10 protein-coding genes are annotated in these 12,641 nt (G+C 74.0%); 8 read left to right on the plus strand and 2 right to left on the minus strand.

Features of this window, described 5'->3' with window-relative positions; genetic code table 11:
• Window positions 1–17: 17 nt before the first annotated feature.
• Entirely contained in the window at window positions 18–986 is a 969-nt protein-coding gene (locus GNZ18_RS11550; RefSeq protein ID WP_156216325.1) for a GlxA family transcriptional regulator, read from the minus strand.
• A gap of 104 nt (window positions 987–1,090) precedes the next feature.
• Here GNZ18_RS11550 and GNZ18_RS11555 point away from each other — a divergent pair, with 104 nt between their 5' ends.
• Together GNZ18_RS11555 and GNZ18_RS11560 are read left to right on the plus strand one after the other, a co-directional pair.
• Window positions 1,091–2,257 (plus strand): MFS transporter, encoded by a 1,167-nt coding sequence (locus GNZ18_RS11555; RefSeq protein WP_156216326.1) that lies wholly within the window; start codon window positions 1,091–1,093, stop codon window positions 2,255–2,257.
• Entirely contained in the window at window positions 2,254–3,006 is a 753-nt protein-coding gene (locus tag GNZ18_RS11560; RefSeq protein ID WP_156216327.1) for a methyltransferase domain-containing protein, read from the plus strand. Before GNZ18_RS11555 ends, GNZ18_RS11560 begins: the two co-directional genes overlap by 4 nt.
• 7 nt (window positions 3,007–3,013) lie before the next feature.
• On the opposite strand, the gene GNZ18_RS11565 is transcribed toward GNZ18_RS11560, so the two are convergent.
• Window positions 3,014–3,919 (minus strand): alpha/beta hydrolase, encoded by a 906-nt coding sequence (locus tag GNZ18_RS11565; protein WP_173390747.1) that lies wholly within the window; start codon window positions 3,917–3,919, stop codon window positions 3,014–3,016.
• 250 nt (window positions 3,920–4,169) lie between these two features.
• On the opposite strand from GNZ18_RS11565, the gene GNZ18_RS11570 reads away from it, so the two are divergent.
• The 6 genes from GNZ18_RS11570 (at window position 4,170) to GNZ18_RS11595 (ending at window position 12,495) form a co-directional block, all read left to right on the plus strand.
• A complete protein-coding gene (locus GNZ18_RS11570) occupies window positions 4,170–5,216 on the plus strand; it encodes an NAD(P)H-dependent amine dehydrogenase family protein (protein ID WP_156216329.1) in 1,047 nt (348 codons plus the stop codon).
• Window positions 5,217–5,227: 11 nt separating this feature from the next.
• Complete coding sequence (locus GNZ18_RS11575) at window positions 5,228–6,268, plus strand: thiamine pyrophosphate-dependent dehydrogenase E1 component subunit alpha (RefSeq protein WP_156216330.1); 1,041 nt, start codon at window positions 5,228–5,230, stop codon at window positions 6,266–6,268.
• Window positions 6,261–7,238 carry an alpha-ketoacid dehydrogenase subunit beta gene (locus GNZ18_RS11580; protein ID WP_156216331.1) on the plus strand — a complete coding sequence of 326 codons (978 nt, stop codon included), beginning with the start codon at window positions 6,261–6,263 and terminating at the stop codon, window positions 7,236–7,238. Before GNZ18_RS11575 ends, GNZ18_RS11580 begins: the two co-directional genes overlap by 8 nt.
• Before the next feature lie 68 nt (window positions 7,239–7,306).
• Window positions 7,307–9,421: a hydantoinase/oxoprolinase family protein gene (locus tag GNZ18_RS11585; RefSeq protein ID WP_156216332.1), complete on the plus strand. Its 2,115-nt coding sequence runs from the start codon at window positions 7,307–7,309 to the stop codon at window positions 9,419–9,421.
• A 2-nt stretch (window positions 9,422–9,423) separates the two neighbouring features.
• Entirely contained in the window at window positions 9,424–11,199 is a 1,776-nt protein-coding gene (locus GNZ18_RS11590; protein ID WP_156216333.1) for a hydantoinase B/oxoprolinase family protein, read from the plus strand.
• 15 nt (window positions 11,200–11,214) lie between these two features.
• Window positions 11,215–12,495 (plus strand): 2-oxo acid dehydrogenase subunit E2, encoded by a 1,281-nt coding sequence (locus GNZ18_RS11595; RefSeq protein ID WP_246249717.1) that lies wholly within the window; start codon window positions 11,215–11,217, stop codon window positions 12,493–12,495.
• Window positions 12,496–12,641 lie beyond the last annotated feature (146 nt).

The following is a 12,641-nucleotide window of genomic DNA, read 5'->3' on the forward strand; positions in this document are numbered from 1 at the left end:
CGGGAGGGGAATGAGGGTCATTCGGATGCCCTGGCGGTGGCGCCGAACGCCCGGCGGTAGTCGCGGGGCGGCAGGCCGACGTGGCGGGTGAAGTGGTGGCGCATGGTGAGGGGGGTGCCGAAGCCGCATCGGCGGGCGATGGCGGCGATGGGCAGCTCGCTGACCTCCAGGAGGTGCTGGGCCGCCAGGACGCGCTGGGCCAGGAGCCATTGCAGCGGGGTGTCGCCGGTCGTCTGGACGAAGCGGCGGGTGAAGCTGCGCTCGGCCATGCGGGCGAGGCCCGCCATCTCGGGGACGGTCCACGGGTGCGCCAGGTCGTCGAGGACGCGTTCGCGTAGCGCCGAGAGGGCGTCGTCCCGTCCGCTGCGGGCCGGGACGGGGCGGGCGATGAACTGCGCCTGCCCGCCGGGCCGGAACGGCGCGGTGACCATGGTGCGGGCGATCTCGGCCGCCGCGGCGGCGCCGTGGTCGCGGCGGACCAGGTGCAGGCACAGGTCGATGCCCGCGGCCACGCCCGCGGAGGTCCACACGGCGCCGTCCCCGACGAACAGGACGTTGGGGTCCACAGTCACCCCGGGGTGGCGGCGGGCGAGTTCGTCGGCGTCGAGCCAGTGCGCGGTGGCGCGGCGCCCTTCCAGCAGGCCGGCGGCGGCCAGCAGGAACGCGCCGGAGCACAGGGACGCCACGGTGGCGCCGCGCGCGTGGGCGGCGCGCAGTGCGGCCGGCACGTCCGGGTGGACGGGCCCGGTGGGGTGCCGGACCCCGGGAACGACGACCAGGTCGCACTCGTCCAGACCGTCCAGGCCATGGTCGGGGACGCAGGTCACCCCCGGTTGCATCGGCACCGTCGTGCCCTGGGGGCCGCAAATGCGCAGCTCGAACGGCGGGACGCCGCGGGCGGTGCGGTCGAGCCCCCAGACCTCGGTGGCCACGGCGTAGTCGAACACGCGGACGTGCTCGGTGACCAGGACTCCCACACGGAACATGGCGTAAATCTATCCCACATTGTCGTTTCAGCCACTCACGCCGCCCGCGGCCCGCCGACCAGGCTGGACACCGTTCTTTCCCGGGAGTTGAGGAGTGCGGCGCCATGCCGTTGGCTTTGTTGGCCCTGGCCGTCACGGCGTTCGGGGTGGGGACCTCGGAGTTCGCCATCATGGGCCTGCTGCCGCAGGTCGCCCACGGGGTCGGGGTGTCGATCCCGGCCGCGGGGGGCCTGATCACCGGCTACGCCGCCGGTGTGATCGTCGGCGCGCCGCTGCTCACCGCGGCCTCGGCCAGGCTGCCGCGCCGCACGACCCTGCTGGTCGTCGCGGGGCTGCTGGCGGCGAGCAGCGTCCTGTCGGCGGTCGCGTCCGGCTACGGCGTGCTGCTGGTGGCCAGGGTGGTCGCGGGCGTGCCGCAGGGGGCGCTGTTCGGGGTCGGGTCGGTGGTCGCGGCGCAGCTCGTCCCGCCGGAGCGGCGGGCCGGCGCGATGTCGGTGATGTTCGGCGGGTTCACCATGGCGAACGTGGCCGGAGTGCCGCTGGTGACGTGGCTGGGGCAGGTGGCGGGCTGGCGGGCCGCGTTCTGGGTGATCGCGGCGCTGGGCGCGCTGTCGATGGCCGGCACCGCGGCGCTGGTCCCGCGCGGGCTGCGGCCCGAGGACGAGGCGGGGCTGCGTTCGGAGCTGGCGACGCTGCGGCGGCCCCAGGTCTGGCTCGCGATGGCGGTGACGACGGCGGGCTTCGGCGGCGTGTTCGCCTCCTTCACCTACGTCGCGCCGATGATGACCGCGGTCGCCGGGTTCGGCGCGTCCAGCATGACGGCGCTGCTGGTCGCCTTCGGGCTGGGCATGGCCACCGGGAACCTCGTGTCGGGCCGCTACGTGGGACGGCGCCTCATGCCCAGCCTGTACGTGTTCCTGGCCGGGCTGACCGTCGTGCTGAGCCTGTTCGTGGTGACCGCGCACAGCAGGGTCCCGGCGGCCTGCACCCTGTTCCTGCTGGGGCTGTTCGGATTCGCGACCGTCCCGGCGCTGCAGATGCGCGTCCTGGACAAGGCCGCGGGCGCGCCCGCCCTCGCCTCCGCGCTGAACATGTCGGCGTTCAACATCGCCAACGCGCTCGGCGCGTTCCTGGGCGGCACGGCGATCAGGGCCGGGTTCGGCTACACCGGCCCCAACGCCGTCGGCGCGGTGCTGGCCGCCACCGGGCTCGCCCTCGCCGCCTGCTCGGGTCTGGTCGACAAGCGCGCGGGGGCGGCGGTCGCACGATGAACGGCGGAACCGAGCGCTACACACCGGGCCACGACACCTCCGCCATCGGCTTCATGGCCGCCAGGACGGCCGCGACGCACGCGCGCTTCTTCCTCCCGCACCTGGCCCCGGGAACGACCCTGCTGGACCTGGGGTGCGGGCCCGGCACCATCACCGCCGACCTGGCCGCCGCCGTCGCACCCGGACGCGTGCTCGGGCTCGACCGGCAGGCCGCCCAGCTCTCCGGCGCACGCGCCCTCGCCCGGCTCCGCGGCCTCACCAACATCGAGTTCCGGGAGGGCTCCTGCTACGACATCCCGCTGGAGGACCGATCGGTCGACCGCGTCTTCTCCCACGCCCTGATGGAGCACCTCGCCCGCCCGGACCGGGCCCTGGCCGAGATCCGGCGGGTGCTGCGTCCCGGCGGGACGGTCGGTCTGTGCAGCCCCGACTGGGGCGGCTTCCTGCTGGCCCCGCCCGCCGACGACGCCGTCGGCGCCTACACGCGCCTCCAGCGGGCCAACGGCGGAGACCCCTTCGTCGGCCGCGAGCTCGGCCGGTATCTGACCGAGGCGGGATTCGGGCAATGCCGCCTGGACGCCCACTACGAACGCTACGACGACCCGTCCCGCATCGCCGGCTACCTCGCGGTCCAACTCGACGACGCGGGACAGACCGCTCATGCCCGCCGGCTCCGTGACTGGGCCGCCGGACCCGCCGCGATGTTCGCCCAGGCATGGGTCACCGCCACCGCCACCCGGCCCCGATGACCGGGTCTCAGAGGTGGTCGGTGAACCAGGCCGCCGCCACCGTCGCCGTCTGGCGGCGGACCTCCACGTCCTCGTAGAGGGTCAGGTGGGTGGAGCGGGGGACGACGTGGAACTTCTTGCGGGGGCCGGGTATCGCGTCGAACGCCTCGGCCGCGAGGTCCCAGTGGGTGTGGTCGTCGCCCTCGGCCACGCACATGAGGGTCGGCGTGGCGACGAGGCGGCTGAGAAAGGGGCGCACGCTGTAGGCGAGCAGCATCTCGGTCGACTGGGCCGTCGCGTCGCCGACGTAGCCGGGGGCCTCGGTCGCCTTGATGCGCGCGAAGGTGTCGCGGCTCGCGGGGAAGGGGAAGGTGCCGACGGCCCCCAGCGCGACGGGCTGGTGGTCGATGTAGGTGTGCTCGCCCGTCTCGAACAGGCGGGCGCGGGCCTCGGCGAGGGCGGCGCGCAGGGCGCGGAAGCTCACCGTGCCGTGCGAGAGGCGGAGGTTGTCCCACCCGTCGATGACGGGGACGACCGAGCAGACGGCGCGGACGCGCGGGTCGACGGCGCCGAGGATGAGGACGTGCCCGCCGCTGTAGGAGATGCCCCAGGCGCCGATCCGGTCGGCGTCGATGTCGTCGCGCCCCTGGAGGTAGGAGATCGCGTTGCGGTAGTCCTCGATCTGCCGCCAGGGGTCGATGTGGCGGCGCGGGGTGCCGGTGCTGTCGCCGAAGTGGCGGTAGTCGACGACGAGCGCGGCGATGCCCGCCTCGGCGAAGACCTCCGCGAACAGCGGCTGGGCCACTTCCTTGACGTAGCACCATCCCCCCGCCAGGACGACGGCGGGATGGGGGCCGGGTGCGTCCGGCACGTAGAGCAATCCGCTCAGCCGGTCGCCGTCGCTGGGCACGGTGACCGCGCGTGGTTCTGCCATTCCGGCTCCCTGATCCTCTCGTGGGTCCCGACATCCGACCTTATGCGGTCGGATGCACGGATAGTGAACATAGCCTAGTCCGGGAGAATCGGGATAGTGCCCCGGACGATCTTGCCCGCGCCTACGCGCTGCTGATGTGCCATCTGCCAGCGAAGACCCGAAGCGGGGGAGGGGGCGTCCAGCTCTTGACACTCCGCGCTGAGTGCTCATAATACGTACTCATGTTCGCTAATCGTGCAAGGGAGGCGTGATGAACCGTCCTCCGGTCCGGATCGGCCTGTGCGGCCTCGGCAGCATCGGCGGCGCGGCCGCCCGTCTTCTGCTGGAGCATCGGACGGGGTTCGAGATCGTCGGTGCGGCGACCAAGGAACCGGACGCCGTCGGCCGTCCCCTGCACGAGGTGGTGGGCTCGGCCGCGCGGGGCGGGCCCGTCGTCGTCGGCGACCTCGCCGACGTGCTGGCGGCCGGTCCCGAGATCATGCTCTACGCGACGGGCTCGTTCCTGCGCGACACCGAGGACGACGTCGTGGCCTGCGCCCAGGCGGGGGTGGACGTGGTCTCGCCCTGCGAGGAGCTGGCCTTCCCGTTCACGCGGCACGCCCCCGTCGCGGCGCGGATCGACGCGGCGGCGCGCGAGGGTGGCGCGACCGTCCTCGGCACCGGGGTGAACCCCGGCTTCCTGTTCGACTCGCTGCTCGCCGCCGCGACGGGCGTGTCATGGGACGTCCGGGCGATCCGGGGGCACCGCGCCGTGGACGTGTCCGGCTTCGGGGAGAACATCCACCGCCGCCTCGGCATCGGGTACACGCCCGAGGAGTTCGAGGAGGGCCACCAGGCCGGCACCATCGCCGGGCACGTCGGGTTCCCCGAGTCGATCGAGCTGGTCTGCGAGCGGCTCGGGCTGCTGCTGGACGGCCCGGTCACCGAGCGGTTCGAGCCGTTCGTGGCGCAGACCGCGGCCCCGACCCGGTACGGCCACGTGCCCGCCGGGCGCACCGAGGGCTTCCGGCAGCGGGCGACCGGGCACGTCGGCGGGCAGCTGTTCGTCCGGCTGGACCTCGTCCTGCACCTGCGGCCGCGGAGCGCCGGGTTCGAGACCGTCGACTCCATCAGCGTCGAGGGCCTCCACCCGGTCAACCTCACGCTGTCGCCGGGCATGGACGCGATCCCCGCGACGTCCGCGCAGCTGGTGAACAGCATCCCCGGGGTGCTCCAGGCGGCCCCGGGCCTCAGGACCGTCAAGGACCTGCCCGTCGCGGCCGCCTGGCACGACCTGCAATCCCACCCGTTTCGGTGAAGTGAGCTTCGATGACGCAGACAGCGGCGAGTCCGCACAGGCCGGATGACACCTTCACCGGCCTCCCGATCGGCGAGGCCGATCTGACCGAGGCGCACGCGCTCTACCGCGGCATGTCGATCGTGCGCTCCGTCGAGCTGGAGATCGAGAAGATGCACCGGCTCGGACGCATGTCCGGGTCGTTCCACTCCTCGCTCGGGCAGGAGGCGGCGGCGGTCGGCGTGTGCGCCGCGCTGCGCGAGGGCGACATGGTCACGAGCACCCACCGGGGGCACGGCCACGCGCTCGCCAAGGGCGTGACCATGGAGGGCGTCTTCGCCGAGCTCTTCGGCCGGACCTCCGGCGTCAGCGGCGGGCGCGGCGGATCGATGCACCTGCACGACCGCCGGAGCGGGTTCCTCGGCGAGAACGCCATCGTCGCGGGCGGCCTGCCGTGGGCGGCGGGCGCGGCCTGGGCGCGCCGCCGCCGGGGCGGCGACGACATCGCGGTGGCCTTCATCGGCGACGGCGGGTTCGCGCAGGGCGTCACCCACGAGACCCTGCTGCTCGCCCGGTTCTGGGAGAGCCCGTGCCTGATCGTCTGCGAGAACAACGGGCTCGCGCACTCGATGCCGTCCGACCGCCTGTTCGGGGCGCCGGGCGGCATCGCCCGCATCGCCGAGGGGACGGGGATCCACGCGCGCTACGTGGACGGCCGGGACGTGGTCGCCGTCGCCCGGACGGCGAAGGAGATGGTCGCGCGGGTGCGGGCCGGGGTCCCGGCCTTCCTCGAATGCGGGGTGTACCGCGTCCGGCCGCACAGCCTCTCCGACCCCGACTACCGGTACCGGCCCAAGACGGCCGGGCGGGACTGGCTGGCGCTCAACGACCCGATGGCCAACCTGCGCGCCCGGCTGGAGGCGTTCCCCGGCAACCGGGTCGCCCAGATCGACGCCGCGGTGGCCGCCGACGTCCAGGCCGCGCTGGCCCGCGCCGAAGCGGCGGGGCGCCCGCCCGCGGCCGCGGCGAAATCCTACGTCTACACCTCCCCGGAGCTGCAGAACCATGCGTGAGGTCAAGTACGCCGAAGCGGTGCGCGGCGCCCTGGAGGACGAGATGGCGGCCGACGAGACCGTCGTGGTCATGGGGGAGGAGGTCGGCGCGCTCGGCGGGGTCTTCACGGTCACGCAGGGGCTCCTGGAGCGGTTCGGTGAGGACCGCGTGCTGGACTCCCCGATCTCCGAGGCCGGGGTCGTGGGGTTCGCGATCGGCGCCGCCGCCGAGGGCATGCGGCCGGTCGTCGAGATCATGTTCTCGGACTTCGTCCTGCTGGCCCTCGACCAGATCATCAACCTCGGCGCGAAGATCCGCTACATGAGCAACGGCCAGTTCAGCGTGCCGCTGACGATCCGCATGCCGGGCGGCGGCGGCACCAACCACGGGCCGCAGCACTCGCAGAGCCTGGAGAGCCTCTTCGCGCACGTCCCGGGGCTGGTCGTCGCGATGCCGAGCAACCCCTCGGACGCCTACTGGATGCTCCGGCACGCTATACGTTCGGACGATCCCGTGATTTTCTTGGAGAGCAAGAACCTCTATTTCCGCACGTCAGGGGACATCGATGCGCGTACCGGGCCGGACGGTTTCGGCGCGAGCGTCGTGCGCGCCGGCGACGACATCACGATCGTGTCGGCCGGCCGGATGGTCGAGCGCAGCCTCCAGGCGGCCGATCGGCTCGCCGCCGAGGGCGTCGGATGCGAGGTGATCGACCTGCGCTACCTGTGGCCCCTGGACACCGCCTCGATCGAGGCGTCCCTGCGGCGGACGGGCAAGCTCGCCGTCGTGTACGAGGCCGTCGAGTTCTGCGGCTGGGGCGGCGAGGTCGCCGCGTGGGCCGGGGAGCACTGCTTCGAGAGCCTCGACGGCCCCGTCGTCCGCGTCGGCACCGAGCGCGTCCCCATCCCGTACGGGCACGCGCTGGAGGACGAGATCGTGCCCACCGCCGAGCGCATCGCCGGTGAACTCCGCGGGCTCGCGGCCTACTGACCCCTCGCCCCCCGACCGTCGCCAGTACCGACCGTCGCCGCGGCGACCTTGAGAGCAGGAACGTCTTCATGAGGTTTGCAGTCGACACCGGTGGCACTTTCACCGACCTCGTCATCGAGGACGAAGGCCACCTGAGCGTCCACAAGAGCTCCACCGTGCCCGCCGACCCCGTCCAGGGCATCCTCGACGCCTTCGAGGTCGCCGCCGCCGAGCGGGGCTGCGCGCGGCGGGAGCTGCTGGAGCGGGGCACGATGCTCGTCCACGGCACCACGCGCGGGCTGAACGCCGTCCTGACCAGGAAGGTCGCGCGGACGGCGTTCCTCACCACCGAGGGCCATCCCGACATCCTGCTGCTGCGCGAGGGCGGCAGGCGCGACATCTTCAACCAGCGGCAGCCCTACCCCGAGCCCTACGTCCCGCGGTCGCTGACCTTCGAGGTCCCCGAGCGCGTCGGCGCGCAGGGGGAGGTGGTCAGGGAACTCGACGAGGAGGCCGTGGCCGGCCTCGCCGCCCGGCTGCGCCGGGAGCGGGTCGAGGCCGTCGCGGTGTGCCTGCTGTGGTCCATCGCCAACCCCGTCCACGAGCTGCGGGTGGGCGAACTGCTGCGCGAGCTGCTGCCGGACGTCCCGGTGACGCTCTCGCACCGGCTCAACCCCTGCGTCCGCGAGTACCGCCGGGCCTCGGCGACCGCGATCGACGCCTCGCTCAAGCCGCTGATGACCGCCTACATCAGCGGGCTCCAGGGGCGGCTGCGGGACGCGGGCTTCGGCGGCCGGGTCCTCATGGTCACCTCCGCCGGGGGCGCGCTGGACGCCGGGGACGTAGCGGCCTCCCCGATCCACTCGCTGAACTCCGGCCCGGCGATGGCCCCGGTCGCCGGGCGGTTCTTCGCCGGCCTCGACACGACGGCGCCGATGGCGATCGTCGCCGACACCGGCGGGACCAGCTACGACGTCAGCGTCGTCCGCGACGGCCGGATCCCCTGGACGCGCGAGTCCTGGATCGGCGAGCCGTTCCGCGGCCACATGACCGGCTTCCCGTCGGTGGACGTGCGCAGCGTCGGCGCCGGCGGCGGCAGCATCGCGTGGGTGGACCGGGGCGGGCTCCTGCACGTCGGGCCGCAGAGCGCGGGCGCCGACCCCGGGCCCGTCTGCTACGGGCGGGGCGGCACCCGCCCGACGATGACCGACGCGTGCCTCGTCCTCGGCTACCTGGACCCCGGCTACTTCCTCGGCGGCCGGTCCGCGCTCGACATCGAGGCGGCGCGCGAGGCGATCAGGACCCAGATCGCCGAGCCCCTCGGGCTGGACCTGCTGGAGGCGGCGGGCGCCGTCCACCGGCTCGCCACCGAGCGGATGGTCGGCGCCATCGAGGAGATCAGCGGCCAGAAGGGCGTGGACCCGGCGCAGGCCGTCCTCGTCGGGGGCGGCGGCGCCGCCGGGTTCAACACCGTCGCGATCGCGCGGCGGCTCGGCTGCCGCGAGGTCATCGTCCCGATCATGGGACCGGCGCTGAGCGCGGCGGGCGCGCTGATCTCCGAGCTGTCGCGCGGCTTCGAGACGACGTTCCGCACCACCACCGAGGCGTTCGACTTCGCGGGTGTCAACGCGGTGCTCGCCGACCTCGCGGACCGGGCCCGCGCGTTCATCGCCGGACCCGGCGCCGGCGCCGTCGAGGCGTCCGTCGAGTTCTCCGCCGAGGCGCGCTACCCCAGCCAGGTCTGGGAGCTGGAGGTGCAGATGGGTGCGGAGGGGGCGCTGGACGCCGAGGGGCTCGAACGGCTGAAGAAGGCGTTCCACGAGGTCCACCGGGACGCGTTCGCCGTCGACGACCCCGGCTCGCCGATCGAGTTCGAGAGCTGGCACGTCCGGGCGCGCTGCCGCATCACCGAGCCCGTCCTGCCCGAGGCGGGGACCGGTGACGGTACGCGTTTGGAACGTGACATCTACCTGCCGGGCGTCGGCACCGTCGCCGCCGAGGTCTGGCGGCTGGAAGCGGTGCCGGTCGGCGCGGAGCTGCGCGGGCCCGCGATCGTCGAGTCGGCGACCACGACCATCGTCATCGACGACGGCGCCGTGTTCACCCGCCGCCCCAGCGGCACCATCCACGTCGTCCCCGGGACGGGAGCGGCCGCGGCCGCCGTCCCGGCCGGGGGCGCCGCCACCGGACGAGGGGGGAAGTGACGATGGACGGCGTGCGCATGGCGGTGATCAGCAACCGCCTGAACGTGGTCGTGGAGGCCATGATGAACACGGTCTTCCGCTCCAGCCGGTCGGGGGTGCTCAACAGCGCCCACGACTTCTCGTGCTGCATCGTCAGCGCCGACCACGAGCTGGTGATGGGGGCGGAGAGCCTGCCCATCCACATGATGAGCGGCCCCGACCTGATCTCGCGGGCGGTGCTGCGCTTCCACCCCGAGATGCGGCGCGGCGACGCCTACCTGCACAACTCGCCCTACAACGGCAACTCCCACGCGGCCGACCACGCCATGCTGGTGCCGGTCGTCGACGACGCGGGTGTCCACCGCTTCTCGGTCCTCGCGAAGGCCCACCAGGCCGACTGCGGCAACTCCAAGCCGACGACCTACATGACGGACGCCCGCGACGTCTACGAGGAGGGCACCCTCCTGTTCGACGCCTGCCGCGTCCAGACCGACTACCAGGACAACGACGACATCCTCCGCATGCTGCGGCTCCGCGTCCGGGTCCCCGACCAGTGGTGGGGCGACTACCTCGCGCTGATCGGCGCGGTGCGCCTCGGCGAGCGCCGCGTCCTCGAACTCGGCGACGAGCTCGGCTGGGACGTCCTCCAGGAGTTCGTGGACGAGTGGCTCGCCTACAGCGAGGGCCGGATGCGCGCCGCGATCGCGGAGCTGCCCGCCGGGCGGCTGAGCCTGTCCACCAGGCACGACCCCTTTCCGGGCATCCCCGACGGCCTCGACATCAAGATCGGCGTTGAGGTCCGCCCGGAGCGGGAGGAGATCGAGGTCGATCTCACCGAGAACGTCGACTGCCTGCCGAACGGCCTCAACCTCACCGAGTCGACGGCCGCCACGGCGGCGCTGATCGGCGTCTTCAACTCCATCGGCGAGGGCGTCCCGCCGAACGCCGGGAGCCTGCGCCGCGTCCGGGTCCGGCTGCGGGACGGCTGCGCCGTGGGCGTCCCGCGGCATCCGCACAGCTGCTCGGCGGCGACGACGAACCTGGCCGACCGGGTGACCAACGCCGTCCAGCGCGGCATGGCCGAGCTGGCCGAGGGCATCGGGCTCGCCGAGTGCGGCGCCGTCATCCCGGCGGCCGCCGCGGTCGTGTCGGGCGTCGATCCGAGGTCGGGCGGGCGGCCGTTCGTCAACCAGATCTTCCTCGCGGTGACCGGCGGCGCCGCCACCCCGTGGTCGGACGCCTGGCTGACGATCTTCCATGTGGGCTGCGCGGGGATGCTGCGCCGCGACAGCGTGGAGATCGCGGAGATGACGCACCCCATCCGGGTGAGCCGCCAGCGGCTGGTCTCCGACACCGAGGGCGCGGGCCGGTTCCGCGGCGCCCCGTCGGCCGAGGTCGAGTACGGGCCGGTGGGCACGTCCATGACCGTGGCCTACGGGTCCGACGGCGCCGTCCACCCGGCGCTCGGCGTGCGCGGCGGCGGCGCGGGCGGCCTGACCCGGCACCTGCGCCGCGACCGCTCGGGCGAGCTGACCGAGCTGTCCTCGCAGGGCCTGGTCGAGCTCGCGGACGGCGAGCGCATCGTGTCGATCACCGCCGGTGGCGGCGGGTACGGGCCGGCGGTGGACCGGGATCCCGCCCGCGTCCAGGAGGACGTGCGGGAGGGCTGGATCAGCCCCCGGCGCGCGCGGGACGTCTACGGCGTCGCGCTGCGCGAGGACCTGTCCATCGACGAGGCGGCCACGGCGCTGTTGCGCGCGGAGCCCGCGTCCGCTCGACCGCCTTCCCAGGCTTCTTGAGAGAGGGCTCCGCGCATGGACGTCCCCGTCACCATGCCGCAACTCGGTGAGAGCGTCACCGAGGGCACCGTCACCCGCTGGCTGAAGCAGGTCGGCGAGTACGTCGAGGCCGACGAACCCCTGCTGGAGGTGTCCACCGACAAGGTCGACACGGAGATCCCCGCGCCCGCGTCGGGGATCCTCCAGGCGATCCTCGTCCAGGAGGACGAGACGGTCGACACCGGTACCCCGATAGCGACGATCACCGAGGCCGAGCGCCCGGCGGCGGCACCCGCACCGCCACCGGTTCCCACCCCGCCTCCCGCACCCACCCCGCCACCGGCTCCGCAGCCGGTCGCGGCCGGTGCCGTCCAGGCCGCGGCCGTCCACAACGGCGGCGTACGGCGGGGGCGGGCGGCGTCCGGGGCGTTCGTGACGCCCTTCGTCCGCGGGCTCGCGCGCGAGCACGGCGTGGACATCGCGGCGCTGCGCCCGGCCAAGGACGGCGACCGGATCCGGAGGGGCGACGTGCTGAGGGCCGCACGTCCGCCGCGGCCGGCGCCCGCACCGCCCGCCCCCGCCGCCGTGGAAACACACGGGCGGACGGTCGAGGAGCTCTCGCCCGCCCGCCGGGCCTTCGCCGCCGGGCTGATGGAGTCGATGCGCACCAGCGCGCACCTGACCACCGTCGTGGAGGTCGACGTCACCGGGGCCGTCCGGGCGTGCGAGGCCGCCGCCGCGTCCTTCCGGGCGCGTGAGGGCGTCGAGTTGACGCTGCGGCCGTTCCTCGCGCTCGCGGCGCTGGGCGCGCTCCGGGCGTACCCGGTCCTCGGCGCGCGCGTCGACCCGGACCGCAAGGCGGTCGTCCATCCGGACGGCGCGCACCTCGCGATCAAGGTCGACACCGAGCGGGGCCCGGTGGCGCCGGTCGTCCGGGACGCGGGGGACCTCAACCTCGCCGGGCTGGCCCGCGCGATCGCCGACCTCACCGAGCGGGCGCGGGACGGGCGGCTCGGCCCCGAGGACCTGAGCGCCGCCACGTTCACGCTGGACGACCAGGGCGCCGGGGGCGCGCTGTTCTCCACGGCGGTCATCGCGCAACCGCAGGTCGCGGTCCTCGGCGCGGGCGCGGTCGTGCGGCGGCCCGTGGCCGTGGCGCATCCGGCGCTCGGCGACGTGGTGGTGGTGCGGTCGATGCTCCACCTCGCCCTCACCTACGACCACCGGGTGATCGACGGCGCCGACGCGGCGCGCTTCCTGACGGCGGCGCGCGAGCGCCTGGAGAGCGACGGGCTCGCCGCCGGTCTCGACATCTGAACCGCGGCCTCCCGGATCGGCCGGGAGGCCCACGGGCCGCGCCGGGCACGTCCGCCGTGCCGGCGCCGCCCGCCCACCCCGGCCTTCGGCGGCCCGCACGGCGCACCACGTGCGCCGTGCGGGCGCTGGACCCTTCCCTCAGGAGA

The organism is Actinomadura litoris, assembly GCF_009733595.1.
GTDB classification, from domain to species: Bacteria; Actinomycetota; Actinomycetes; order Streptosporangiales; family Streptosporangiaceae; genus Spirillospora; species Spirillospora litoris.